The organism is Paenibacillus sp. y28 (genome assembly GCF_037137075.1).
In the GTDB taxonomy this organism is placed as follows: Bacteria; Bacillota; Bacilli; order Paenibacillales; family NBRC-103111; genus JBBBNV01.
Genome location: NZ_JBBBNV010000001.1, coordinates 500,834 through 526,946 on the forward strand (window position 1 = coordinate 500,834; position 26,113 = coordinate 526,946).

General features: G+C 52.4%; 28 protein-coding genes. 3 read left to right on the forward strand and 25 right to left on the reverse strand.

From position 1 onward, the window contains the following. Positions 1 to 315 precede the first annotated feature (315 nt). Positions 316 to 2,061 (forward strand): methyl-accepting chemotaxis protein, encoded by a 1,746-nt coding sequence (locus tag WBG83_RS02195; protein ID WP_336742274.1) that lies wholly within the window; start codon positions 316 to 318, stop codon positions 2,059 to 2,061. A 106-nt stretch (positions 2,062 to 2,167) separates the two neighbouring features. Here the strand turns inward: WBG83_RS02195 and WBG83_RS02200 are convergent, their stop codons facing one another. Then, positions 2,168 to 2,656: a hypothetical protein gene (locus WBG83_RS02200; protein WP_336742276.1), complete on the reverse strand. Its 489-nt coding sequence runs from the start codon at positions 2,654 to 2,656 to the stop codon at positions 2,168 to 2,170. After that, positions 2,656 to 3,927 carry an amidohydrolase gene (locus WBG83_RS02205; RefSeq protein ID WP_336742619.1) on the reverse strand — a complete coding sequence of 424 codons (1,272 nt, stop codon included), beginning with the start codon at positions 3,925 to 3,927 and terminating at the stop codon, positions 2,656 to 2,658. The genes WBG83_RS02200 and WBG83_RS02205 overlap by 1 nt, the downstream gene beginning before the upstream one ends. Positions 3,928 to 4,173: 246 nt before the next feature. Here WBG83_RS02205 and WBG83_RS02210 point away from each other — a divergent pair, with 246 nt between their 5' ends. After that, positions 4,174 to 4,794, forward strand: a complete 621-nt coding sequence (locus tag WBG83_RS02210) for a DUF47 domain-containing protein (protein WP_336742277.1) — start codon at positions 4,174 to 4,176, stop codon at positions 4,792 to 4,794. Between the two features lie 62 nt (positions 4,795 to 4,856). On the opposite strand, the gene WBG83_RS02215 is transcribed toward WBG83_RS02210, so the two are convergent. The 14 genes from WBG83_RS02215 to WBG83_RS02280 all read right to left on the reverse strand — a co-directional run bounded on the left by WBG83_RS02215 (position 4,857) and on the right by WBG83_RS02280 (position 18,377). After that, positions 4,857 to 5,477, reverse strand: a complete 621-nt coding sequence (locus tag WBG83_RS02215; RefSeq protein WP_336742279.1) for a redox-sensing transcriptional repressor Rex — start codon at positions 5,475 to 5,477, stop codon at positions 4,857 to 4,859. Then, positions 5,477 to 8,329 carry an ATP-dependent DNA helicase DinG gene (dinG, locus tag WBG83_RS02220; protein WP_336742281.1) on the reverse strand — a complete coding sequence of 951 codons (2,853 nt, stop codon included), beginning with the start codon at positions 8,327 to 8,329 and terminating at the stop codon, positions 5,477 to 5,479. Before dinG ends, WBG83_RS02215 begins: the two co-directional genes overlap by 1 nt. Before the next feature lie 48 nt (positions 8,330 to 8,377). Then, positions 8,378 to 9,097, reverse strand: coding sequence for a tetratricopeptide repeat protein (locus tag WBG83_RS02225; protein ID WP_336742283.1), 720 nt, complete (start codon positions 9,095 to 9,097; stop codon positions 8,378 to 8,380). Positions 9,098 to 9,339: 242 nt separating this feature from the next. Next, the gene (panD, locus tag WBG83_RS02230; protein ID WP_336742284.1) at positions 9,340 to 9,732 is read right to left on the reverse strand and encodes an aspartate 1-decarboxylase; all 393 of its coding nucleotides are present in this window, start codon (positions 9,730 to 9,732) and stop codon (positions 9,340 to 9,342) included. A 17-nt stretch (positions 9,733 to 9,749) separates the two neighbouring features. After that, positions 9,750 to 10,640 carry a pantoate--beta-alanine ligase gene (gene panC, locus WBG83_RS02235; protein WP_336742285.1) on the reverse strand — a complete coding sequence of 297 codons (891 nt, stop codon included), beginning with the start codon at positions 10,638 to 10,640 and terminating at the stop codon, positions 9,750 to 9,752. A 1-nt stretch (position 10,641) separates the two neighbouring features. Beyond that, positions 10,642 to 11,523 carry a 3-methyl-2-oxobutanoate hydroxymethyltransferase gene (gene panB, locus WBG83_RS02240; RefSeq protein WP_336742286.1) on the reverse strand — a complete coding sequence of 294 codons (882 nt, stop codon included), beginning with the start codon at positions 11,521 to 11,523 and terminating at the stop codon, positions 10,642 to 10,644. A 367-nt stretch (positions 11,524 to 11,890) separates the two neighbouring features. After that, positions 11,891 to 12,871: a biotin--[acetyl-CoA-carboxylase] ligase gene (locus WBG83_RS02245; RefSeq protein WP_336742288.1), complete on the reverse strand. Its 981-nt coding sequence runs from the start codon at positions 12,869 to 12,871 to the stop codon at positions 11,891 to 11,893. A gap of 18 nt (positions 12,872 to 12,889) precedes the next feature. Further along, the gene (locus WBG83_RS02250) at positions 12,890 to 14,221 is read right to left on the reverse strand and encodes a CCA tRNA nucleotidyltransferase (protein ID WP_336742289.1); all 1,332 of its coding nucleotides are present in this window, start codon (positions 14,219 to 14,221) and stop codon (positions 12,890 to 12,892) included. 14 nt (positions 14,222 to 14,235) lie between these two features. After that, complete coding sequence (gene bshA, locus WBG83_RS02255) at positions 14,236 to 15,390, reverse strand: N-acetyl-alpha-D-glucosaminyl L-malate synthase BshA (RefSeq protein ID WP_336742290.1); 1,155 nt, start codon at positions 15,388 to 15,390, stop codon at positions 14,236 to 14,238. Positions 15,391 to 15,418: 28 nt separating this feature from the next. After that, entirely contained in the window at positions 15,419 to 16,126 is a 708-nt protein-coding gene (bshB1, locus tag WBG83_RS02260; protein WP_336742292.1) for a bacillithiol biosynthesis deacetylase BshB1, read from the reverse strand. Next, a complete protein-coding gene (gene mgsA, locus WBG83_RS02265; RefSeq protein WP_336742294.1) occupies positions 16,110 to 16,538 on the reverse strand; it encodes a methylglyoxal synthase in 429 nt (142 codons plus the stop codon). The genes bshB1 and mgsA overlap by 17 nt, the downstream gene beginning before the upstream one ends. Before the next feature lie 77 nt (positions 16,539 to 16,615). Next, a complete protein-coding gene (gene dapB / locus WBG83_RS02270; protein ID WP_336742295.1) occupies positions 16,616 to 17,419 on the reverse strand; it encodes a 4-hydroxy-tetrahydrodipicolinate reductase in 804 nt (267 codons plus the stop codon). A gap of 45 nt (positions 17,420 to 17,464) precedes the next feature. Continuing rightward, on the reverse strand, positions 17,465 to 17,980 hold the full coding sequence (locus WBG83_RS02275) for a tetratricopeptide repeat protein (protein WP_336742298.1): 516 nt from the start codon (positions 17,978 to 17,980) through the stop codon (positions 17,465 to 17,467). Positions 17,981 to 18,041: 61 nt separating this feature from the next. After that, entirely contained in the window at positions 18,042 to 18,377 is a 336-nt protein-coding gene (locus tag WBG83_RS02280; RefSeq protein ID WP_336742300.1) for a nucleotide pyrophosphohydrolase, read from the reverse strand. 123 nt (positions 18,378 to 18,500) lie between these two features. Here WBG83_RS02280 and WBG83_RS02285 point away from each other — a divergent pair, with 123 nt between their 5' ends. Further along, positions 18,501 to 19,367, forward strand: a complete 867-nt coding sequence (locus WBG83_RS02285; protein WP_336742303.1) for a YitT family protein — start codon at positions 18,501 to 18,503, stop codon at positions 19,365 to 19,367. 8 nt (positions 19,368 to 19,375) lie between these two features. Here WBG83_RS02285 and WBG83_RS02290 read toward each other — a convergent pair whose 3' ends face one another. From WBG83_RS02290 to WBG83_RS02330, 9 genes are all read right to left on the reverse strand, one after another. Further along, on the reverse strand, positions 19,376 to 20,233 hold the full coding sequence (locus WBG83_RS02290) for a sporulation protein YpjB (protein WP_336742305.1): 858 nt from the start codon (positions 20,231 to 20,233) through the stop codon (positions 19,376 to 19,378). Positions 20,234 to 20,278: 45 nt separating this feature from the next. Beyond that, entirely contained in the window at positions 20,279 to 20,905 is a 627-nt protein-coding gene (locus WBG83_RS02295) for a DUF1405 domain-containing protein (RefSeq protein WP_336742307.1), read from the reverse strand. An 86-nt stretch (positions 20,906 to 20,991) separates the two neighbouring features. Then, positions 20,992 to 21,867: a c-type cytochrome gene (locus WBG83_RS02300; protein WP_336742309.1), complete on the reverse strand. Its 876-nt coding sequence runs from the start codon at positions 21,865 to 21,867 to the stop codon at positions 20,992 to 20,994. Between the two features lie 22 nt (positions 21,868 to 21,889). Beyond that, entirely contained in the window at positions 21,890 to 22,561 is a 672-nt protein-coding gene (gene qcrB, locus WBG83_RS02305) for a menaquinol-cytochrome c reductase cytochrome b subunit (protein WP_336742311.1), read from the reverse strand. A gap of 15 nt (positions 22,562 to 22,576) precedes the next feature. Next, complete coding sequence (locus tag WBG83_RS02310; protein ID WP_336742313.1) at positions 22,577 to 23,122, reverse strand: QcrA and Rieske domain-containing protein; 546 nt, start codon at positions 23,120 to 23,122, stop codon at positions 22,577 to 22,579. 247 nt (positions 23,123 to 23,369) lie between these two features. Further along, a complete protein-coding gene (locus WBG83_RS02315) occupies positions 23,370 to 23,783 on the reverse strand; it encodes a DUF2487 family protein (protein WP_336742316.1) in 414 nt (137 codons plus the stop codon). Between the two features lie 345 nt (positions 23,784 to 24,128). Next, on the reverse strand, positions 24,129 to 24,311 hold the full coding sequence (locus WBG83_RS02320; RefSeq protein WP_336742318.1) for an IDEAL domain-containing protein: 183 nt from the start codon (positions 24,309 to 24,311) through the stop codon (positions 24,129 to 24,131). A 46-nt stretch (positions 24,312 to 24,357) separates the two neighbouring features. Continuing rightward, entirely contained in the window at positions 24,358 to 24,879 is a 522-nt protein-coding gene (locus WBG83_RS02325; RefSeq protein ID WP_336742319.1) for a gamma carbonic anhydrase family protein, read from the reverse strand. A gap of 76 nt (positions 24,880 to 24,955) precedes the next feature. Then, positions 24,956 to 26,074 (reverse strand): hypothetical protein, encoded by a 1,119-nt coding sequence (locus tag WBG83_RS02330; RefSeq protein ID WP_336742321.1) that lies wholly within the window; start codon positions 26,072 to 26,074, stop codon positions 24,956 to 24,958. Between the last annotated feature and the right edge of the window lie 39 nt (positions 26,075 to 26,113).

The following is a 26,113-nucleotide window of genomic DNA, read 5'->3' on the forward strand; positions in this document are numbered from 1 at the left end:
AATACATCGGATTGATATACGTAAATGATATATCAAAGTATAGCACATCTGAGCTGGCAGCTGGCGATGCAATGGTTGGAAAGATAAATTCGACTAGCTTTTTCCACTTTCGACAATGTTATTAAAATATTTTCACCGTTTTGACGATTCATATATTGAATAACAAAATTTTGCCCCGCATACTTAGAATGGGCAGGCGTTCGCCCCCTTTGTTTTCGAGCAGTCCTTACAAGCCTTGCGCTTCACCTGCGCATCTCGCCGCCGGTCTGCCTTTACTTATACATCGTACATCTTGATTAAAGGGGTTGTTCGAAAATGCCAGCTTTATCTCGTGTGTTTTCTCTCAAAGTAAAACTAATCATCCTGATTGTGCTTCCGCTTCTGCTGTTCGAGTGTACCAATTACACCCTGCTGCAAGCCAATGAAAGAAACATCTCCGAGCTATCCAAGGTGGTGTATGAAACCGCGAATCAAACCACTTCGCTTATTTTGAATGCGGATCGGGATATGTATCAAGCGCTGACTGCCTATCAGTTTCTCGCCTCAGGAGCGTTGACGCCCAACCAAGCGGAAGCCTGGAGCCGGGATCTGGCTCAAAACATTGCGCAAGCTAATGAAAGAATCACGAAGGCCGAGGCGATCTTGAATCAGCACCAGCTATTGTCCAAAATCTATACCCAAACAGGAACAAGCGCCCAAGCTGTCCTGAAGGACTATCACACCTATTTTGACCAGTGGGCAAAAGAAGCCTCCTCCCTGTCACAAGCCCGGTCAAACGCAGACCTCATCCATCAAGATCAGCTCCTCGCCGCGTTCCAAAAGGGTCGCGAAGGCCTGAACGGACTCGGAGAAGCACTGGATGCTTATGCTGCGCAGTCCATAACAGCACTGACAGAACAGTCTGAGCAAACCAGACAAACGCTCACGATTGTGTTGTGCGTGTTTGATCTCGTTATTTTGCTGGTCGGCTTCTTCGTCTATCGAAAAATTATGAAAACAGTTCATACAATCCGGTTTAAAACAGGACAAATTACAGAGGGCATCCTGGAGATGCCGAAGCAAACCGTTTATGATCAAGATGAACTGGGCAAAATTACATACGCTGTGGATGAGATGACGACGAAAATGATCGGTCTAATTCGGGACATCACCTCCAGCGCACAGCATGTGCAATCTGCGGCCGGGGAGTTATCCTCCAGCAGCAGGGAGTCCGCGGCCGCCGCAGAGCATGTCGCCCTGAACATTCAAGAGGTGACCCAAGGCACGGAAATTCAAAGCCGCAGCGCCTCCGAAGCAAGCCGGGCCACAGAAGAGATGGCGCATGGCGTTTCGCGGATCGCAGAGCACACCATTGTGATTGCGGAGCAGTCGGAGCATACGATGAACCAAGCGGAGGACGGCAATCACCATCTCCAGCATCTGATAACCCAAATGGGCGAAATGACAGCCTCGGTCCGGAGCCTGTCGCAAACCATCGCAGCCCTGCAGCAGCGGTCGGAGAAAATCGGGCACATTGCGATCAATATTACGACGTTTGCCCAGCAGACGAATCTGCTGTCCTTGAACGCATCGATTGAAGCTGCGCGCGCCGGCGAACATGGACAAGGCTTTGCAGTCGTGGCCCACGAAATCCGCAAGCTGGCGGCCAGCTCTCTGGAATCCGCTGAAGTGATCGGCGGAATGATTGAAGAAACAAGAAAGGACATTACAACGGCGGCGGAATTTATGGACCAGAGCCTGTCCGAGACAGATCGCAGCAGCGAGAGGCTTCAGGAGGTTCATGCAAGCTTCGAGGCGATACTGCATTCGGTCAAACAAATTGTGACCCAGGTGCATGAAACGTCCGCGATCACGGAGCAAATCTCCGCCAGCTCCCAGCAGGTTGCCGCTTCTATGGAGCAGGCCGCAATGTCGGCGCAGGATACTTTCGGCCGAACGGAAAGCGTCGCGGCCGCAACCGAGGAACAGCTTGCGCTCATGCAGAATATCGCGGCCGCCGCGGAACAGCTTGAAAGCGTTGTTCAAAGCCTGAACCGATCGATTTCTTTCTTCAAATTGTAGTGCCAGGCTTCTGTTCTGCATGTAAGGACTTCTTGGATTTTAATCTACAAAAACAAGCCGTCATCCCCCGGAAAGGGATAGACGGCTTGTTTTCTTCATTCATGAATTACCGCTTGCTTAAGGTGAAGGTGTCCAGCTTTTGTCCGTTCTTGAACAAATAGAAGTCATAGTAGTAGCGTTCGCCTTCGGGCTGCTTCAGCTTGTAGAAGGCTTCCCAGACGAGCTGGCCCTCCCACTTGCCTGCTGTCACCCGAAGCACCTCCGCTTCCGGGTGGGCGCTCTGCACATAGCCCCGGACCTGATCTTTGCTTACGCCGCTGGAGGCGTATTCGACCTGAATCTCGTCATCGCTGGACCAGACTATTGCCGGCTGATCATCCTTCGTGCCATAAATAATCGTGTAATGCTTATCCATCGTGAACTGTTCAATTTCACTGACGGTTTGAAGCCCGTATACATTTTCAGTCACAGTCTGAACGGCATGATGCTCTTCCAGCCAATGCCCCTGCTGAATATGGCGATATACAAGCAGCATGACAAGAAGCAGCGCCGCCACAATGACAATCGTCCACAACGCCGCTTTTTTGGCCTTCATCAGACACCCGCGCTTCCTGTAATCCTTTCAAAGCAGCGCTGCGCTTCGTAACGGACCCGTTCTTCGTCAATTGTCAGACATTCCCCGCCGCGAACCAGCCATTTGCCGTCTACGCACACATCCGCCACATCCTTGGCGCTTGCGGAGTACACGACATGGGAAGCATAATCCGTACGAGGATAAAAGTGCGCCTGCTCCACATCCAGACTGATTAAATCAGCCTTCATTCCAGACTTCAGCACGCCTACATCGTCCAGCCAAATCGACTGCGCGCCGACCACGGTTCCCATCTTCAGCGCTTCTACTGCAGGCACGGCAACCGGATCCCCGGATACGCCTTTATGGATCAGCGCCGCCAGACGCATCTCCTCAAACATATCCAGGTTGTTATTGCTGGCAGGGCCATCCGTGCCAAGCGATACCTTCACTCCGGCCTTCAACAGATCCGGCACCCGGGCCACACCGCTGGCAAGCTTTAAGTTGCTGCCCGGATTGTGCGAGACGCGAACGTCGTATTTTTTCAAAATGGCGATTTCTTCATCCGTCAAATGCACTGCGTGAGCAACAAGCGCCGGACGCGAGAACAAGCCATGCTTCTCCAGATGGGCAACCGGACGCAACCCGTATTCCTGCTCATTTGCCAGCACCTCCTGGAGTGTTTCGGACATGTGTGTATGCAGCGGCAAATTCAGATCGTGCGCCACCTGCACGATTTGCTCCACATAGCCGGGAGAGCATGTGTAAGGCGCATGCGGAGACATCATTGCCGTAATACGGCCGCCTGCCCCGCCATGCCAATTCCGGGCGAATTCCGCAGCTTCCTTAAGCTTGTTCTGGGCAACCTCCTCCGGGCACCAATTGCCAATCACACCGCGTGTCAGGCAGGCGCGCAAGCCGCTTGATTCAACAGCCTGGGCGACCTGATCCATATGATCATACATATCCACGAAGCTCGTCGTTCCGCCCTTCACCATTTCCAGAATCGAGAGCTGCGTGCCCCATTTGACATCCTCGCCTGTAAACTTCGCTTCGTTCGGCCACATTTTCTCTTCGAGCCAAACCTTCAGCGCCAAATCATCCCCATAGCCCCGCAGCAGCGACATCGCTGCATGTCCGTGCGTATTGACAAGGCCGGGCATCCACAGCTTGCCCTTCCCTGAAATAATTTCCTTGTACGCTTCTCTCGGCTCGGGAGCCTGCTCCCCGACAAAGTCAATCCGGTTCCCGTCTAAAACGATAACGCCGCGCAAAAATGGGTTCTGCTCATCCATAGTCAGCACCAGCGCGTTCTCAATTAGTGTTTTTGTCAATAAAGTCGTCACCACATTTACCCTCGCTTTCTTCAATATAGTATACGAAAATCAGCACAGCTTCACAATAAACAACTCTTTTCAGGGCAAACTAGGTTAAGATTTTGTAAATTTTTGATTGCCAAGCTAATCGCGGATATGCTATTTTTATCCTTGGTTGCTTATGTAAGCTAACAGCCGGACTGGTACGAAAGGGGTTTCTTAACGATGCTGTTTAACAAAAAAGGAGACATCGATTTTTTCAATCTGCTCATTCAATCCGCAGAAAACGCGCTTAAAGCGTCGCAGATGTTCCGAAGCGCAATGATGGGCGACAAGCCGCCTGCCACCTACTATGCAGCGCTGAAGGAGCTGGAACACAAAGGCGACTCCATTACGCACGCGATTATGAAGGGCTTGAATAAAGTATTCATTACGCCGCTGGACCGGGAGGACATTATGGAGCTCGCCGCCAAGGTGGATGACGTCATGGACGGCATTGAAGCGACCATTGCTCGCTTCGACTACCTGAACATCGATTTTACAAATCAATACATGCGTGATTTCTCCGAAGTCATCGTCAAATCCTGCGAGCATATGCTGGAAGCCTTCAAGCTGCTTTCGAAGAAGAAGTACATCCAGCTTCAAGAGCATACCGTCATTATCAACAGCCTGGAGAATGACGCTGATGCTTTGATGCGTGAAGGCATCCGCGAAATTTTCACCACTCCGCGCGATCCCTATGAGGACTTCAAGCTGAAGGAATTGTATGAGCGCCTGGAGGAAACGACGGACGCCTGCGAGGACGTAGCGAACATTCTCGAAAGCGTCGTGCTCCGTTACTCCTAATATGCATCACACCCATGATCGGCAAGCCTACGGCAGCTGGTCTTTTTTTATGTCTGGCATACTCAATCCAGGTAATAAGCCAAGCTTTGCAGCTCTGTTGTCAGGTCTGTGTACTGAACCCGAACATGCTCCGGCACCTTAATGACCGCCGGCGCGAAATTCAAAATCGCCTCTACACCGGCCTCCACAAATTGATTAGCCACATTTTGCGCTTCCACCGCAGGAACCGTAATGATGCCGATTCGAACCTCTTGGCGCTTGATGGTTTCCTGCAGCTCCTGCATCGGCTGAACCCTCAAATGGCTAATCATTTCACCGATTTTCTCCGGAACCGCGTCAAAAACGGCCACGATCTGCATCCGGTCTTGAGAATAGACGTTGTAATTGCACAGCGCCCGGCCCAGATTGCCCGCTCCGACCAAAGCGACATGGACAGTGCGGTCAAGCTTCAGGATCTGGCTTATTTTTTCAATCAGATACGATACGTCATAGCCGATTCCTTTTTTGCCGAACTCCCCGAAATACGCCAAATCCTTACGGATTTGAGCCGGATTCAAATCAAGGCGCTGGCCTAAATCCTGCGATGACACGGTATGGATATCATTTTTTTGCAATTCATTCAAAAACCGGAGATATACCGGCAGCCGCCTTACGACGGCTTCGGAAATTTTCGGCGTTTTCATCAGACGGTTTCCCCCATCCATTCTTTGATACGCCCAACAAGCTGACCGGTCGGCATATGCTCAATCTTGGGCTTAGGCAGTGAATACAAGAAATATTTGCCGTATGATGACTCGATAACCCGGGTATCGTAGAGGATGACAATCCCTTTGTCCTTTTCCTTCCGGACCAGACGGCCAAAGCCCTGCTTGAAGCGGATAACCGCTTGCGGGACCGAATACCGCATAAAGGGATTCCCGCCGGATTGTTTTATTCGTTCGCACTTGGCTTCAACCAGTGGGTGTGTCGGCGGCTGAAAAGGCAGTCTCACGATAGCAAGCACACTAAGCGCTTCCCCGGGAATGTCGACTCCTTCCCAGAAGCTGCTGGTTCCGAGCAGCACGGCACGCGGCTGATTCTGGAACAGCTTGGTCAGCTTGGTCCGGTTTCCGGAATCCACCCCCTGCCCCAGCACGCTAATATTGTGCTCGCTCAGCTGCTCCTTCAGCGGGGCGTGCACCTGCTTCAGCATCCGGTTCGAGGTGAACAGCACCAGCATCCGGCCCTGCATCTCAACTGCAATGTCCTTTAAAGAGCCTACCAGCGCATTCAGGAAATGCTGATCCGCCACAGTGCCCCGCACACTCGGAAAATCACGCGGAACGATAACCAACGCCTGCTCCCGGTAATTAAACGGAGACAGCAGCTGGACGGTTTTCAGCTTTCCTGAGGCGTGAGCGGCATCGAGGCCAAGCTGCTCGCAGCTGTAAGCGAACGATTTATCGACCGACAGCGTCGCCGATGTCATGATGACGCTGTCTTTTGGCTCGAATATATATTCACCCAGAAGCTTGCTGACATCCACAGGCGCACAGTTGAGATGAATCGAGCGGCTTTTCAGAAACGGGCTTGCTTCCAGCCAGTAGACGTAATTATTGTCATTCATTTTCATGAAAAACCGCAGGTTATCCCGGGTCCGCTGCAAATCTTTACATACGCCGGAAACATCCGTAACAAGGCTTTGCAGCGACAGCTCCTCCTGATTTTCCTTCCATTCGCCGGTCAGACGGTCCAGCTGCTTCAGGAGCGTATTTAAATCCATATATATATTATCTTCCATAATAAGCAGATCGTCCCATTTTTCAGGAAGCAGCTCTTTTTTCATCCGCTGGACAAGCTGATTGTTTTCCCCTAGTCCGTCCATTTGCGGCTTCAGCTCTGTGAACAGCTGCTCGGTCAGCTGATCCCATTGCTCCTTAATTTTAATGGTCAGCTCACTCAGGCGGTCCAGCTCCGCAAGCCAGGCTTCCAGCTTCTCCGTCCCGTTTTCCTTCATCAAGCGGATGCGCAGCTGCGGCAGAAGTCCGGTCTTGCTGTCCTTATACAGCCACACCAGGGAATTGACCAGGGTGCCATAAAACACTTCCTGACCGAGATGGCGGCTGGCTACCTCCTCGAAGTGGTGGGCCTCGTCGATAACAAGCTGCTTATACGAAGGAAGCAGCCGGTTTTCAGCCTTCACATCGGTAAACAGGAGGGAATGATTCGTAATGACGATATCAGCTGTATTGGCCTCTTGCCGGGCTCGATGGTAGAAGCATTTCTTAAACCATGGACATGCCCGGTTCAGACAGGAGTCCGTATCACTGGCTACTGTTTGCCACAAGTGGCGTCCTTTGCCAGCCAAATTAAGCTCGTCGTCTTCACCATGCCCGGTCTCTCCGAGCCAAACGATGAGCTGAGCCGCACTGATTCGCTCTTCCTTATCCGTTTCCAGCTCAAGCTGAATGACACGCTGCTCAAACTTGCGCAAGCAGAGGTAATGATTACGTCCCTTCATAATGGCCGCCCGAAACGGAACAGGAAAAATCTCGTGAAGCAGCGGAATGTCCCGCTGGCGCAGCTGCTCCTGCAAATTTATCGTATGCGTGCTCACAACAACCTTGCGGCCCTCGCGGATGCCATAATAAAGGGAGGGGATCAAATAACCAAGTGATTTGCCAGTTCCTGTTCCCGCTTCGATCATCAGGTGCTGCTTCTGGTCAAAAGCCGCTTCCACTTCTGATAGCATCTGCTCTTGCGCTTCCCGCACTTGAAAATCGCCGAATTTGGCTCGTAGGCCGTCCTTGACGGCTTCATAAAAAGGGGCAAATTCCTGATTCATTTCAGGCGGAACTTCCCCTTCCTCCCGAAGAGGCTCCAGATCAGTCCAATCCTGAACATGAATGCTGAATTGTCGGAAGTAAGAACCCGATTGCTCATCCAGAGCGGTTTGCAGCTCTTTCAGGCGCGCCTGCTCCTGCAAAAACCAGCCCAAATCGCCGGCCTCATGCCGAAACAAATGGCCCAGACGCTGCACGGTTAATAATGGCAAGCTCTGCAGCTTGTCCAGACATTTGAGCCAAATGTGAGCCGTTGCCTCGGCATCGCTGTCCGCTTGGTGCGGCCTATCATGGGAAATGCCAAAGGCACCGCTCACAAGGGAAAGCTGGTAGCTGGAAATGGTCGGATATAATATGCGAAGCAGATCCATCGTATCAAGCACTCTGCCATCAAAAGGCAAGTAACCTTCCTCAGCAAGCACCTTTTGCAAAAAACCAACATCAAATGCCGCATTGTGAGCCACAATGATCCGTCCCGCCACTCTTGAAACCATCTCATGGACGACCTCGCTGATAGCAGGCGCCTCTTCCACCATTTCATCCGTAATGCCAGTAAGTCTGGAAATGGAATCAGGTATACGCATTCCCGGTTGAACGAGAGTCGTATACCTGTCCGTTATTTGGTCGCCATCCACAAGAACGAGACCGATTTGAATAATTTGATCGCCAGGCTGATTCCCGGTTGTTTCAAAATCAAGTACTGCGAAATTCATGAAACGTATCTCGTCCTTTCCTTTTCCTCTCCCGCGGAAAGGATCGGATTAATGCGGCCGCATCGTCTGCTTGCCGCTCTGAAGGCACGCTTCCATATTCACTAGCGGGTCCCGGTATTCGGGATTAAAGCGGTGCGCCTCTTTAAAATAATCAATTGCTTTTTCTGTATTCCGGTTCAAAACCTGAATGCAGCCCATTGCATTGTATACAACCGCCTGAACCGCAGGCTGTTCATTCAAAGCGGCAATTAGCTGGAATAACCCGTATGCCTCCGCATATTCGCCTTTCCGCATATAGCTCATGGCCAAATACAGCTTCGCCAGCAACAAATCCGGCTGCACCCGAACGGCTCGCTCAAACAGCTCAATCGCTTCTTCCAGCATGAATAATTGATAATAGCCCTGACCCTTGATGAAATATTCCGATACTGCTTGCTGTTCAGAAGGACCCTGCTGTTTTTCACAAACAGTGCTTCCAGTTAATGATTGTACCACATTTTCAGCCTTGAGGCTCTTATCGAATGCATTTGTTTCCGCCGCGGGGCTTTCTTCAGGCTGCTGGCCCACGGACGGACACTGGCATTCAGTCCAGACCTGGTTAAATTTCTCTTCAAATAACAGCCATTCCTCCACAATTCCGTCACTCATTTGCTTGAGCGCGCTCAGCTGATCCTGAAGATCACGCTGTTCTTCGTCCCCGGCACTGCCATAGCGGGACACAAGCTCATCCAGCATTTCATTCATAATGGCGAAGCATTGCTTAATCATCGACGCATCCCACCCTGCGCTAGAATCAAGTGCCGTGAAACGCTAAGCCTTCATCGCTTTTCTGTCCCTATCGGCCGCAGCAGCCTGTCGGCCATTCGGTTAAGCTTCATTGTGCGTCAGCGGCGCCTTGTTCATGCGCGGTAACTTTCAGCAGGGCTGCTGAGACAACGGGATAATCCTTCCCGCTTGCACGCTGAATCGGAATTGTATGTGTAGGATGAATAGTATGAATTTGACAGAAATTATGAATTTGACAGAACGGTGGAATGCGGCTCTGTATGCAATTGATCAAGGACCTGATTGTTCGGTCCCAAAATAGCAATCCGCGGCTGATATGACCGGGACTGCTCCTCTGTCATCATCGCGTAGGAAATAATGATCACTGTATCCCCAGGCTGCACCAGACGCGCTGCAGCGCCGTTTAAACAAATCACACCCGAGCCGCGGGGTCCGGGAATAACATAGGTTTCCAATCGGGCTCCGTTGTTATTATCGACAACCTGGACCTTTTCATTAGGCAGAATATCGACCAGATCCATCAGATCTTCATCGATGGTAATGCTGCCAATGTAGTTCAAGTTGGCTTCGGTAACCGTGGCCCGGTGCAATTTCGACTTCATCATCGTACGGAACATAGTGGCTCACCCTCACTTTACTGTCTCGTTGGTATCGTTACAATTCGATTGTCAATTAGTCTTGTCCGGCCGAATTTGACCGCCAGGGCAAGCAAAACCTCTCTCCCTGCCGCCTCCCGGGAAGAAAGCTCCACCGGCTCAATGGACGGATACCAAACAATTTCGGCATAATCTATTTCAGCCAGCGGCGCTGTCTGAATGCGCGTGCGCAGCAAAGCATCCAGTTGGGATGTCGTTACCGGTCCCTCCTGAATCGCCCGCTCCGCCGCAGCTAACGCTTCATTCAATACAATGGCCTGCTTGCGCTCTTCCGGTGACAAATATACATTTCTGGAGCTTTTGGCCAAACCGTCAGTCTCCCTCATCGTCGGGCAGCGTACAATTTGAACCGGAATATTCAAATCGGCTGTCATTTGCTCGATGACCGCCACCTGCTGGGCGTCCTTTAAGCCAAAGTAGGCCTTGTCCGGCTGTACCATGTTAAACAGCTTGGTCACGACCGTAGACACGCCGTCAAAATGGCCGGGTCTCGACGCCCCGCACAGGCCGGATGAAACGTCACGCACAGAGACTGTCGTTTTGGTCGGCTGCGGATACATCTCCGCCACCTCCGGAAGGAAAACAAGATCCGCTCCGGCCGCCGCGGCAATTCTCAAGTCCCGCTCCGGATCGCGCGGATATTTGTCAAAATCCTCATTCGGGCCAAATTGAAGCGGATTGACAAAAATGCTAAGCACAACCAAGCCGTTTTCCCGGCGGGCGCGTTCAATTAGACTGGCATGTCCTTCATGAAGATATCCCATCGTCGGAACAAATCCGACCTGCTGACCCGGATTAGCCGCACGAAACGATCGCACGGCTTCGCGAAGCTGGCTAATGGTGGTGACTGCCTGTGTCGTCATCAGCATCCTAGTTCCCCGCCCTTTCATTGTCTGAATCGGAGCTTCCTCCGCCGTACAAGTGCTGGCCTAAATCGGCATCCGTATGGAACGTATGCTCCGCTCCCGGAAATTGGCGTCCTTTGACTTCCGTGACATATTGAGCGATGGCACTGCGAATTTGGCTGCCGATATTAGCATAGCTTTTCACCATTTTTTTAGGCGCATCCTCAGAACTGTACCCCAGAATATCGTGAAAAACGAGCACCTGTCCGTCACATACAGCCCCCGCACCGATTCCAATCGTCGGGATAGACAATTGCTTCGTCACCAGCTCGGCAATTTCCTCGGTCACCAGCTCCAGAACAATGGCAAAAGCCCCCGCCTGTTCAATAGCCTTCGCAGCCTCCAGCAGCTCGCGCGCCTGTTCGCTGTTTTTCCCTTGCACTCTGTAGCCGCCGATTTGGTGAATCGATTGAGGGGTCAAGCCGATATGCCCCATCACCGGCACTCCGGCCTTCGTACAGGCTTCAACAGCCGCGGCGATTTCCCGGCCGCCCTCCATTTTCACTGCTTTGGCCAGCCCTTCCCGCATAATCCGGCCCACATTCGTCAGCGTCTGGTCAATGCTGCCGTGATAGGTCATAAACGGCATATCCGTCACGACGAAAGCATGCTGCGCCGCTCTGGTAACCGCCCGCGTATGATAAATCATATCGTCCAGCGTCACAGGCAGGGTAGAATCGTAGCCGAGCACCACATTGCCTAGCGAGTCGCCGACCAAAATCGCATCGATCCCGGCCTCCTCAGCCAGCCTGGCGGAAGGATAATCGTAGGCCGTGACCATCGAAATCGGAATCCCTTCGGTTTTCATCTTCTTCATCTTTGCTGTTGTCATTCTGGAAACGGCCATTCCGTCTACCTTCTTTCCACAGGTGCCGGCTAAAAGAACCCTGCCTTCGTGTGAAGGCCGGTTCATTGCCGGACCCGAATAAAATGAAAAAACCTTCTAGCTCCAAGTCGCTAAAAGGCCCATATTTCGACAAGAAATAGACATGGCAATTGTACGTTCCGATGTCTGTTCTGTCTCGGTCCTTACGGCTCAGAGCAGAATCCAACAAGGAAATGCTAAAGCTGCTACTCTTCCTTAGATCTGATTCCTACAGGGTGTGCAATTCGTATTCACGATATCGCCACAGTTGTAGTATACCAGAGTTGCGCACACGATTACACCAAAAATTTTGACAAAATCGTTCGGACCGGATCGGCTTCTTCAGCCCTTACCACTCCATGTCCCCCGAGTATATGGTCTTGAGCTCTCCGTCTGCCTGACGCACCCGCAGGGCTCCCAGTTCATCTATACTATCCGCTGTGCCTTCCACTACGCCGCGGGCCGTGTGAACCCGAATCGGACGGTGCAGCGAACTGGTGAGGGCTTCCCACAGCAGCCGGATTGGCGCAAAGCCCTCGGTAAGGTACAGCTGGTAAAGCTGCTCCAATTCATGCAAAATTTCCTGAATCAACTCAATCCGGTTCAGGATGCGGCCAGCCTCGATTCGGAGGGAGGTTGCCTTCAGCAGCAGCTCGGGAGGGTAATCCTCCTCGCGTAAATTTACGCTGACTCCCATGCCGACAATCACTTCACTCAGCCGTTCGTCTTCCGCAGTGGATTCCAGCAAAATGCCGCTGACCTTGCGGCCTTCGACCAAAATGTCGTTAGGCCATTTGATCACAGCGTGCACACCGCTTACGGTGCGTATGGCCCGGCATAGGGCAACGGCTGTGAGCAGGGTCAGCTGCGGAGTTAGCGGCAACGGGATCGGCGGACGGAGAATGAGACTCATCCACACGCCGTGTCCCGCGGGAGAATGCCATGCCCTTCCCATCCGTCCCCGTCCGGCTGTCTGAACCTCCGCCAGAACAACCGTTCCCTCGGGCGCGCCTTCGCGGACGATTTGCTTGGCAATGTCCTGAGTGGAAGTAACGGTATCCAGCAGCTTCAATACATGTCCGAATTTCTTCGTCTTCAGGCCGGAGAAGAGCTTCTCTTCCGTCAGCCGTTCCGGCTTCTGCAGTAAACGGTAGCCCTTGCGCGATACCGCTTCGAACTCATAGCCTTGCGCGCGCAGAGCGGTAATATGCTTCCAGACCGCAGCCCGGCTGCAGCCGAGCCGTTCGCTGATTTGCTCGCCGGAAACATAAGCCCCTTGCCCGGCTGCATCAAACAGCCCCAATAAAGTATCCAGCAATGCTTCCTTCATCGTCTCATCCGCTTCTTTTTATGTCATCTCATATTTCGTTTGCACCCTGTCCAGCAGCGCAGCGGTTTCATTGGGCACGATGCCGAGCGCCGTCTCCACAAGCAGCTTCTCAAGCACCTGCTTTAACCACGGGCCCGCAGACCGGTTCAGCCGGTTCATCAGCTGGTTCCCATCAATCGCAAGCTGGCGTATCTCCCAAACCGGCATCGCCTTCAGCCACTCTGCACTATGGGCCAGCACCGACGGACCTGCCTCTGAACGAAGGGCTTCAGGAAACTCCAGCCAGGTTTTTACCGCTTCGGGCGAACAGCTTATCACAGCTTGTACAAAGTGAATTCGCTCCTGTTCGGGTTCAGCAAAAAGGGAGAATGCCGTGCTGATAGCTTCAAAAGCCGTATCCTCTCCGCCGCTTGACGAAGCCTGTTTGCCGGTTGTCTCCCGCAGCAGCTCATGCAGCCGCATCACCCGGACAATCCGGCTGGCTGCCGCTGCAGAAAATGTCCAGCGCCGCAGGACATCCGGCACCTCCGACGTATGCAGACCGGCTCGAATCAGCCAGTACGCCCAGCGTCCTGCCGCAGAAGGGATTTCCTTTACCGCTTGGTCAAGAGGCGGAGAGCCAGCCAGAATGGAGCTGTCAAGCGGCAGCGCCGGCTCCTTCACATAGGCCAAAAGCCGGCTGTCGGCCAGCAGGCGAAGACCGTAGTCAGGTCCACGCCCCTCCAGCAGCTTCTCCATCTCCACCCGGACACGCTCCATTGCGATATGCTTCAGAAGCGGGCGCTGCAGCAGCAAGGCCTCCCAGGTAGGCGGATCGACCTTCAGGCCATAATCGGCGGCAAAGCGTGCACAGCGCAGTATCCGCAGGGCGTCCTCGCCGAATCGTTCGGCCGGATTCCCCACGCACGCCAGCCGGCCTTCACGCAAATGGGTCAAGCCGCCGAACGGGTCAATGACAGCCCCGGTCGAGTCCATAGCCATCGCATTCATGGTGAAATCCCGGCGCTGCAGATCCTCGCGAAGGTCGCTGATATATTCGACTGTCTCCGGCCGGCGAAAAGCGGTATAAGCCGTTTCCTTGCGGTAGGTGGTAACCTCATAGCTGTGCCCGTTCATCAGCACGGTTACCGTCCCATGCTGCAAGCCGGTTGGCACTGTGCGCTCAAACAGGGCAATGACCTGCTCGGGAAGAGCGGAGGTCGCGATATCAATGTCCTTCACTGGGCGCTTCAGCACCGTGTCACGTACGAAGCCGCCGACAAACACAGCCTCATGCCCCGCTTCCTGCAGGCGCTGCAGGACTTTGCGACCCTCTTCTATAAGCTGCTTTACCCGAACGTCTTGTTCCATCGTCATTCCTGCTTTCAAACCGTTGACGTCTGCCGGGCCTCACGCCCGAGCACACGGTAGTAAATCTCTTCATACTGACGCATAATGTTGAAGTTGCAAAACTCGTTTCTTGCCCGATCCAGACAAGCCTTGGAAACCTTTTCATACAGTTCTTCATCCCCAAGCAGCTGAACGGCGTATTTCGCCATTTGCTCCGTATCTCCGATCGGAGCGAGGAAGCCGGTTTCGCCGTGTGTAATCAGCTCGGGAATGCCGCCGGCATTGGAGCCGATGGTCGGCACGCCGCAAGCCATCGCTTCCAGCGCTACAAGGCCGAAGCTCTCCTTCTCGGAAGGCAGGAGCATCGCATCGGCGAGCGATATGACCTGCGCCACATCGTCCTGCTTCCCGCAGAAGGTGACCCGTTCCGACAAGCCCTTATCCTTCACGACATTCATCAGCCTGGCTAAATCCGGACCGTCTCCCACCAGCAGCAAGCGCGCAGGAATCTCCCGCTGCACCCGTTCAAAAATATCTATTACATCGCAAACTCGCTTTACCGGACGGAAGTTTGAAATATGTATCAGCAGCTTCTCGCCGCGGTCGACAAATTCTTTTTTCAAGCCGGACACGTCCCGGGGGTAATAAACCCGCTTATCGACAAAGTTGTAGACGAGATCGATCGTTTTCTCAATGTCCAAGGTCCGCTTTGTTTCTTGAATCAGATCATTGGAAACGGCAGTCACGGCGTCGCTCTCGTTAATGGCATACCGGATTAAATCCTTCAGCGACTCATCCTGGGCAAGCACGGTAATATCCGTACCATGCAGTGTCGTAACCACCTTCAGGTCGCTCCCGACCATCTGTCTGGCCAAAAGGGCGCACACTGCGTGAGGCACTGCATAATGCACATGCAGCAGGTCCAGCTTTTCCATCTTGGCTACCTGGGCCAGCTTGGTTGCCAGTGACAAGTCGTATGGCGGATATTTAAAAACGTAGTAATCGGTCACGCCCACTTCATGATAAAAAATATTTTTATGATATTTCCCCAAACGAAACGGCATACTGTGTGTTATGAAATGAATCTCGTGCCCAAGCTCCGCAAGCAGCTTGCCGAGCTCGGTCGCCACTACACCGGACCCGCCCAGCGTCGGGTAACACGATATGCCGATTTTCAAACGTTCTCCCATCCCGTGTTCCCTCCATACCTATGCTTTTCTAAAATATCCCGACCGGATAAGGAAGCTTCGTCACAAAGCCCTCCGCAAATTCCATGGACCGTTTCTGGCCAAGCAGCCGGTCGCGCATCTCCACCCGCTCCAGGTAGCCCTGATTAATCGGAGTTGTCACAAAATCGTTCCCGGCAGCGGCAGCCTCAAACTGAGTGCCGTAAGCCTTAAGCGCCTGGCGCTTCTGCTCGTAGCAGCCTGTTACATCCACAATAAGTCCGGCCTCATACACATCGTTGATAAAATAAAAATAGTTCTGTTCCACAGTATGAGCCGTCGTATCCGGAATATACCTGCGCAGCTTGGCATTAAATATCGCTTCCTGTACCAAGTGGCTGCATGCCACATGATCCGGGTGCCTGTCCTGCCAATAAGGCGCAAAAACGATCCGCGGACGGAATTTGCGGATCTCGTTTGTGATTCGCTCGATTACCGCCGCCTCCGCCCGAAGCCCCCGATCCGGCAGCCCCAGATTCGTACGGGCGGCCAAACCAAGAATTTCCGAGGCCCGGGCTGCTTCCAGCTTGCGTGTTTCGATATCGCCGTTCGAGGACATTTCAGCAAACGTCAAATCGCAAATGCCGATTTTATAGCCCGCACGGCTATGCTTGGCGATCGTCCCCCCCATCCCGATTTCCGCATCGTCGGGGTGGGCGCCGAACACTAAAATATCAAGAGAATTAACCGAGGACATCATTTTCACCCGGCTTGTATTTGTGAACCAAATCGCGCCAAGCAAATTCCCCCCGGTCCAGTGCTTTGACCAGAAGCTCACCTGTAGCGATATTCGTAGCCACCGGAATCCCCTGCACATCGCAAAGCCGGAGCAGAGCAATGATATCAGGCTCATGCGGCTGAGCCATCAGCGGATCGCGCAGAAAAATAATGAGATCCATTTCATTCTGGGCAACCAGCGCCCCGATTTGCTGGTCTCCTCCAAGCGGCCCCGACATGAAACGGTGTATCTTCAAGCTCGTGGCATCCATAATCCGCTGTCCCGTTGTGCCTGTGGCATACAGCTGATGGCCATGGAATACACCTTCATAGGCCGTTACGAAATTAACCATCTCTTCTTTTTTGCGGTCATGGGCAATAAGTGCGATGTTCATTGCTGTCATCCCCTCTCCTTGTGCGCGTCCTTTTCTGTCTGTAGGCGCGCTTCAGCACTGTTTCAAAGCTTATAAGCCTAATCCAGGAAATGCTCGAAGCCGTATACCATGCCGGTCACATTCATGACCTTCTTGACGGCTACGTTTACGCCGGGCATATAGCCGGCTCTATCATAAGAATCATGCCGAATTTTAAGCGTTTGGCCGAATGCGCCAAAAATAACCTCCTGCTGGGCGAACACGCCCGGCAAGCGGACGCTATGTATGCGGAATCCGCTGTACTCGCCCCCGCGGGACCCTGGAATCGTCTCTTCCTCATGCGGATTCCCTTGACGCAGCTCTTGGCGCACTTCAGCAATTAGCTCCGCTGTTTTAATTGACGTACCGGACGGCGCATCCAGCTTTTGATCCCCGTGATATTCAATGATTTCCAGATGCGGGAAATATTTGGCCGCCTGGGCGGAAAACTGCATCATCAAAATAGCGCCAATGGAAAAATTCGGCGCGATCAAGCCGCCAATGCCGCGCTCCCGGCACTGCTTGTCCAGCTCTGCGATGTCCTCCGGCGAGAAGCCGGTTGTCCCCATAACAGGACGAACGCCATGCTTAATGGCAATGGCTGTATTCACTACGGCCAGCTGCGGTGTGGTGAAGTCAACCAGCACATCGGCTTGCCCGTCCATAATAGCCAGCTCCAGGTCGTTCGTCACCTTGACCCCACACGGCTTCCCGGTAACGAGCTCCCCGATGTCACTGCCTTCCGCTGCACGCGCAACGGCCGCAACCAGTTGAAGCTCCGGGTCCTCCAGCACCATTTTTACAACTTCCCGGCCCATACGTCCGCTTGCTCCTGCTACTGCTACTTTTATCATCAGGTTCACCTGTTCCCTTTCTGTATGAAACGATCCGCTGCCTAGCCAGGCTGCTCAGGTTTGTAAATATCGCTTCAGCTTTTCTTTTAATTCTTGATGGTAATTATGCGCAATTTCATGCTCGGGATCAAGCTTTAACAGTTCATTTATGGCTTGAAGGGCCTCCAAATATTGCTGAAGCAGGTCATATCCGAGTGCCAGCAGCAAGTAAGCTTCTATCGCCAGCGGGTCCAGACGCACCGCTTCCTGCAGCAAGGCTACGCCAAGACTCGCCTCCGGAGGCAGCTGGGCGAACAGCTTCTCGGCCTGCTGGGCAAGCTCCTTCGCCTGCAGATGCTGCACATGATACCGATACAGCTCACGATCCGGCTCCAGCCGCACGGCCCGCTGAGCATGCTCAAGCCCTTTAGCCAGCTTCCCGCTGCGCGCATAAGTGATTGACAGCTTATAATGATACGACGCATTATCCGGCTCAAGCGAAATCGCCTGCTCAAACCACCCCACAGCCTGTTCAAAATCATGGCGCAAGATGGCTTGGTACGCATGACGTATATATTGTTCACCGTTCATCACTGACCACCGCCTTCTCGGGTTCCAAAAAGCATGCAGATGGTACAGTGTATGAAGCCGGCTAAGGCTTGGTGTTTATTTTGGTCCAGCGGTTGGCATCGCGCGTGTTGAATTTGTGCATCACCTTGTCATGCGCCTCGGTCAGGTCAATTCCAAGCGAATTGGCGAAGCAAATCGTGATGAACAAAATATCGCCGAGCTCCAGCTCAATGCTGTTTTCAGCCTCATCCGGCTTCTTCGGTTTTTCCCCGAACTGATGATTCACTTCCCGGGCGAGTTCACCGACTTCCTCCGACATTCTGGCCAGCAGAGAGAGGGGCTTGAAGTATCCTTCCTTGAACTGGGATATGTATTGATCCACTTCCTGCTGCATGGCTTTCAATGATTTTGGTTCCATATATGCTATCCTCCATCCTGTAGAGCTCTACATGTATGTTATCGCAAACGATCCGTGAACACAATGCGAATTTTTGAGCCGAAATGGAAAAGCTATACGTATCCTCAATAAGGAAGTGGGACCATGCGTATCCGATGGGCCGCCCGTGTGAAGACCGCAGTCCCTATTTTTATAGGCACTGCGCTCTATGCCTTTGGCTTGCATTTCTTTATTATTCCCAATGAATTGATGGAAGGCGGCATTACTGGCGTGGCCCTTCTGCTTAATTATGCTTACAGGCTCCCTCCTTCAATCACGACGCTGCTCATCAACATCCCGCTATTCGTGTTCGGCTATTACAAGCTCGGCCTGCGGGCCATGGGGTACACCATTTTCGGAACCTTATCCCTTTCGTTCTGCCTGTGGATCATGGAGCTCCTGCTTGCCCACGGGCAATTCAAGCCCTTTTATGCTTCAGAGGATATGTTTCTGGCCGCTTTGTATGCCGGTATTTCTCTCGGTGCAGGACTGGGCCTTGTATTCCGATTCGGGGGCACCACCGGCGGCTCGGACATTGTCGCCCGCATTCTCCAGCATGGGCAGGGCTTCAGCATGGGCAGGACGATTTTATTCATAGACGCCCTTATTATCGGCATATCCCTATTTTTTGTGCCCGTTGAAAAGGTGCTCTACACCCTCGTCTCGGTATTTGTCGCCTCCAAAATCATTGACTCGGCCACGGAGGGGCCGTATGCAGCCAAAGCGTTTATGATTATGACGGACAGCGCTCCTGAGATTGCTGTGCGCATCACCCGCGAGCTTGACCGGGGCGCAACACTGTTTACGGCAAAAGGTGCTTTTTCGGGCGAACAAAAAGAAGTGGTGTACTGTGTCATCTACCGCAACGAGATGAGGCGGCTGAAAACACTCGTACACCAGCTGGATCCGAAAGCATTTATGATTATTAATGATGTTCATAGTGTCGTGGGAGAAGGCTTCCGCGGGAAATGAGCCCGTTCTTATTCATCCGGCCTCTTCCGCACAGGTACTATATTGCGCTCTACCTCGAACATGCGCCAGGCCGCAAAAGCCAGGACAGCTACGATGACAGACAAAATGCCAAGTGACCAGACGATAGGCCGCTCGTTGTCAATGATGGGCACAAAGGCGGCGCTGTCCTGATTATGGAACAGCTCATCGAACGCCTCCTGCATCTGCTTCGCCCCGTCTGCGGTTTGCGGGAATTGAACCGATTTAAGCTGTAATTGTGTTTTGAGAAACACAAACAACGAATCAACCTTTTCTATCCGATACGGCTCCCGGCTAATAAGCGCAGAGGGGCGGATGACCAAATAATGGGCCTCCAGCTTTTCGAGCTGCTTGAGCGCCTCCGCTTTATTGGTCCCTTCCAGCGCTTTGAGCAGCGCAGCGTTATCATCCATCAGCACTTTTTCATACTGCAGCCACATCGGCCGGTTCGCATGAGTCAGCGCATCCGTAACCAGACGCACCTTGGCGGCGGCCAGCTGGCCGTCCTGTGTGGAGAATTTCACTGCGTTAAACACCTTTTGGGCAGACAAAATCGTTTCGTTGAGCGCCGTCACTCCCTCTATAGAAACCATTCCGTCAAACCGGATTGATGTCACCTGCTTGCCGATATCAAGCAGCTTGTCCCGTGCTTCCACAACTTGTCCTTCTGTGAGCAGCTTGTACATCTGATCGGCGGTGGCGTTTAACTTCTCCAGCTTCACCTGTGTTTCCTGATCTGCCGGCTCATGCTTTATCACCGTCTGCTTATTTCCACAGCCCCCCAATAACAGCCCCAGCCCTAATAAGCATACCGACAGTCCGATCCGGACCTGCTTTGTCCAAAACATAGGACATCCCTCCTTATCACTCATGATATGGAGGGATGTCCTGCTTTAGACCGTTCGTCTGCGATAATATTTTTGAAGCCAGAGCGCCAGCAATGTACTCAGTATGCTGAGGCCAATCGTCAACCGTTCAATCCAGCCGAGATCATCCCAGAGCACCCGAGGCAGACGAGGAAATACCATGTACCCGTGATAGTCCATGCCATCATTCAGCAGCATCCAGCCAGTAATAAGCACATAATGCACCGCCTTCAGCTGAAAAAAACGGAGATACAGCAGCGCTTGAAGGGCCATGCCCAGATGAGAGAAGATCAGCATCCATTGCTGCCATACCATACTATCCCCCTGCATCCAGCCGAATACGATCATCGCCACGGCCCAGACACCGTATTTGACACACGTAATGACGCCGAAAGCATGAATCAGATTGACTAGAAACGAGGACCTCACCTGAAACAGCAGGAGTACCAGGGACATCGTAAAAAACAAACTGGCCGTCGGACTATCCGGGACAAAGGGCAGCACCCACCAGGGCGCCTCCGCAGAAGTATCGATTAACTGATCCCCATACCATATATATCCGTATACCGTGCCTGGCAGGTTGACCGCCAACAGCAGAAGCAGCATAACCCGGCTGCGCAGAAACAAATCACTCCACCAAAATGAAAGCCGCAAATCAACCGCCTCCGACTAGAACTTAAGCTTACACCGCCTGCTTGTGAAAAGAAAAACCTGACCGCGGGTCAGGTTTTTCAAAGGAGCTATTCTTTCTTTTGTTTGGACAGCCAGTCCGCCATAGCGTCAATATCAGCAGCTGTTAAGCCTTTTGCGATATTGGCGTCATACATAGCCGGCATATTGCCTTGACCATTTTTGATAATGTTCAAGATTTCTTCCTTGCTATGTTTATCCCCAACGCCGCGCAGAGAAGGAGCTGCCGGTCCGCCCTTCAAATCACTGGCATGACAGCTTACGCAGGTCGATTTTTGATAAATATTCGTGTTTGCCGCATTATCCTTATCCACAATCGCCAATTCCGTCTTTTTGGTAGACGCAGGCTCTTTACCCGCCAGCTTGGCTTCCTTCAGTTCTTCTTCCCGCTTCAGATGTTCAGGAACAATCCCTTTTGCTTTCAGCTCATGCTGGTAGTGGGACCAGGAAACGACCGTCAAATAACTGACCGCTAACAAAGTGACAATCATTAGCGATGAAGCAATCGGTCTCCGGTAAAAACGCCGCTCTTTGCCAGTATCCAGAAACGGAGCAAGCAGCAGGGCGCCGAACATCAGCGCCGGCATAATAACGGTACCGAACACCTTGTAATCGCCGGAAGCATACGGATATTTCAGCAGCTGATACATAAATAGAAAATACCAGTCCGGCATCGGAATAAAGCCGGCGGTCAGCGGGTCAGCAGGATAGCCGAGCGGTGCAGGCTCTTGAATGACAAGCACCATATAGCCTACAAGCACGATAGCCCCTACCATCCACTCTTTCAACAGAAAGTTCGGAATGAACGCTTCGGATTTGCCTGGATAGGCGGAGTAATCCATAGGCAAGAGCTTGTTCTCGCGTTTTTTTACGCGGGAGTCACCGACGTAAACCACTTTCTCGTTTTGGTTGTTACCATGTGCCACGTTCGTGTTCCTCCTCTCAATGTTATAGCGGTCCGGAAATACCTTGTCTGCGGATCATGAAGAAGTGTCCTCCTAACAAGGCAAGCAGAACAGCCGGGAGGAAGAATACATGCAAGGCGAAAAAGCGTGTCAGCGTTTGCGCACCAACGATATCTCCGCCTTGCAGGAAGGTACGGACATATTCGCCGATAAATGGTGCCGATGCCGCAATTTCAATACCTACCTTGGTTGCAAAGTAAGCTTTGTTATCCCAAGGAAGCAGGTATCCGGTGAAGCCGAGACCGAGCATTACGAAGAAAATCAGCATTCCTACGACCCAGTTCATCTCGCGCGGCGCTTTGTAAGAACCCGTAAAGAATACACGCAAGGTATGTAAGAACATCATAACGATTACGAGGCTCGCACCCCAGTGATGCATACCGCGTACAATAACGCCGAACGCGACTTTGTTTTGCAGGTAGTCAACGCTGTGATAAGCGTTCACAATATCCGGCACGTAATACATCGTCAGGAACATCCCTGACAAAATCTGAATGACGGTAATGAAAAACGTCAATCCGCCAAAACAGTATACGAACGCGGAAAAATGGTGTGCCGGGTTAACATGCTCCGGTACTTCGTGGTCGGCAACGTCTCTCCAGATCGGCGCGAGATCGAGACGTTCGTCAACCCAGTTGTAGATACTTTTCAACATCCGATTCTTCGCCTCCTATTTGATTCTTGTGTTCGGTTTCACTTTACCGAGGTACACAATCCCGTTGTCGACTTTGACTTCGTACTCATCCAGTGGCGCCGAGGCTACAGCTAGCTGCTTGCCGTCTTTCGTATAGTGGGCGCCGTGGCAAGGACAGTAGTACTCGTCTTTGAACTTTGATTCTGTGTTCCACCCAATGGTACAGCCCAGATGTTTACAGACCGGCGACAGGGCAAATACGTTCCCCTGATCGTCCTTGGCAATAAACGCTGAGAATTCCGGTTCGCTCTCGTACCATCCGTCAACCTGCTTCGCCGTGAATTTCACTTCTTGCGGCTCATTGGTCACTTTGCTAACCTCAACGACTTTTGTATATCCGGAGTCGCCTTTGGATTGCAGCAAAGGATCAACAGTGAAGCGAATCATCGGAATGATTGGCATTGCTGCCAGGAATGCTCCGGTTCCCCCCAGGGTATAGGACAGGAACTGACGGCGGGACATTTCTCGACGAACCGGCTTGTGTTCGGAAGAGTGCCCACCTTGACTCTTGTCATCGCGCATCTCTCTTCTACCCCCTTTTGCCTACATATTTCAAGTCACATTCGACACAACGATACACATAACACTAGGACATTAAATATAATAGCTTACGTCCCGTAGAGCGTCAAGAATTGTTCACAACATTATCTGACGCGATTGGAAGCGCTGCGTCTAAAATTAACCAATTTGTCACAATCATGTGAAATGTGTCTTGCGAATATTAGATTACTCCATTTTCATGACAAACATACATGGATTTCCTGAAACATTATTGCTTGTCCGTCAGCCATAGCTGTTTAATCTGTTCCTCCAGCCGCGGGCCGCCCGGTTCAGGGCCAACCTGCAGGTCCGCCGCCTCGAACCGCATAGCCGCCATATCCGGATCCGCCGTAACGACAATGACAAACCGGAACGCACCCGATTTCAAATGATTGCAGATTTGGTTGACATGAGCCGTCGTCTCTTCCTCCGTTCCGGACCTGTATTGGACGGCGGGGTACGTCACGATCCTACCTTTATAAGGGTTCTCCAGCTCCAGCATCACATCGCGAAGCTTCTCCAGCTTGGCTGTTGCCTCCCATGGGGATTCGAGGCCGCTCATGCCCGTAACCGGCAGCAGACACGTATCCATGTACGGCCGAAGCTCCTCCCACTGCTGCATTCCAAAATCGCTAAATTTCACACCCAACACTTCCCATCTGTACGCAATACCCTTTAGTATATCAAATCTGTTTCCATCTATAAACAATATGTCCTTGCATAATCTTGCATTTCATTCAGGAACTGAATTTCCTGCAAAGGTATTCTCTGTGAATGGGCGCCAAATGCAGGCGCTTTGATAAAAATAACGGGGCGACCGAACACAAAAAGGCCAGCCAGCTTGTGCCGGCTGACCTTCTCCTGCAGGCGGGACGCCTTGATGCGCCTCCTTGCACAAGGTGCGGTTGCACTCCTATACGACGATGCGGTTCGCTTCGCGCCCGGCTATCAGGCAAGACAGCGCCCTATGCGCACAGCCCGCAGGCCCTCAGGAAAGAAGCAGCTTCAGCTCACTCGTCAGCGCATAAAACGCCTCGGCGTCTCCCTGGGCCAGCGCGCCGTCAATTTGGGAATAAAGCAGCTGCTCCCTGTATTTCCGGATCGCTTCATCCCAGATCATCTCTGCATAAAGCGCCCGTGTCACGGCATAGGCATCATTCATTTTTTCCATCGGACCACCCTCCCACAACAGGCAGCCCGTCAACGACTGCCCTGTTTTAATTTTGTGAGCCGTGCAAGGCCATAAACTCACTCGCTTTATGAACATAATTCTCCATCGTGCGCTTCATCCGGAGTAAATCCTCCTCCCGCAGCTCCCTCACCACTTTGGCGGGTGTGCCTAGCGACAAGGTGTACGGGGGGATCACGGTGTTCTCTGTTACAAGGGAACCGGCACCTATTAAAGCATATTCACCTATGCTCGCTCCGTTAAGTACAATGGCCCCCATGCCGATTAATGTGCCTTTACCTATCTCACAGCCATGAATAATAGCCCCGTGCCCTACAGACACCTCATCCGCAACAAGTAAAGGCTGCGCGGTGTTCACATGACCGATCACGCCATCCTGCAAATTCGTGCGGCAGCCGATTCGGATCGGAGCCAAATCGCCTCGCAGCACGGCATTAAACCAAACAGAAGACTGCTCCCCGATAGATACGTCCCCGATAATTTGTGCGCCTGCAGCCGTATAAACACCTGTGTGAAGCCGCGGGAAAAACTGTGCGTAATGATGCAGCATTTGTGTATTCCTCCTTTGACAATCAGTCGATATGCAGATCGTATCAATCCGTCGTCAAGACTGTCAAATCACGGAATTACCGGCAGGCAGCTCCACCTTCACCCAACACGGATGCCGTGGAGGAGGCGATAAGCGCTTTCCCAAGCGGTGTCGCCTGAAGGACCTGCCCGGACTGCTCCTCTTCCCCCCATCGGATGAGGCCCAGATGCAGCAGCATATGCAAAATGCGCTGATTCAGGATCGAGTCCGCCGTATCATAATAATAGGGCTTGATGAGAGGCAGCAGCACCTTGCCGAGCGATTCCCGGCTAACCCACCGGCTGCTGAGACGGATGGCCCAGTAAACCAGCGATGACAAGTTGGGGATCGGCCCCTTGTACAACCGCAGCCAATACCTGCCTAAATCCGCTGCATCTGCAGATACCTGCTCCGCCAGCTTGGCCTCCCCCGTTTCGCTAATGATTAAGAGGCCTTCCTTTTCCTCCACAAGCTTTTTGTACATGCAATAATCGTAGAGAAGCGAGAACCGGTTCGGATATTCCTTGAAATGACGCCCGTATCCGAAGCGCCAGCCGCCCTTGGCAAGCGGCTCTTCTTTGATCGCCAGCTGGCTCAATATGAAATGAAGGCTTCTTTTATACATCGTTCCATCAGCAGCAAGCGCCACAGGCTCGCTCCGGATCAGCTTCAAAAATGTACGCATATCCTCCGCCAGCAGCTGGTGTTCTTCCCGGTAAACCGCTGGCTCCTTCGTATAATGAAGCTGTTCGCTGAAATAGTGCATGAGCGTCTCCGCTGATTTGCGCAGCACATCCTGAGGCGTCTGAAATAAATAGCGGGTTTGCTGGGAGAAGCCGTTAAACAGCCAGCCGCGCTGCTTAAATCTGCTAATCACCTCTCGAGGATTTACTCCGTCCGTCTCGCCCTTATCGAAATCGGACTGCTTGATACGGGCCTGAAGCTCCTCCAGGCTGAACAGGGACTTTGGCTCGAACATCAGCGTGTTTAAAAAGCGGATCTCAGCGATAGACAAGCAGCGGATTTGGTCATCGAACACATCGCGCCTGCCGATCTTCATCAGAATGGATTGAATCAGTTCATGCTTAGAATGGCTGCTGCATTCGCACTCATAATTCAGAGCGATTCTGCTCAGCTCATGAATGTCCGCATAGCACAACATATCCGCCAAATTCATGCCGCTCACCTCCTAAACTTACTAACCAGTATTGCTGCT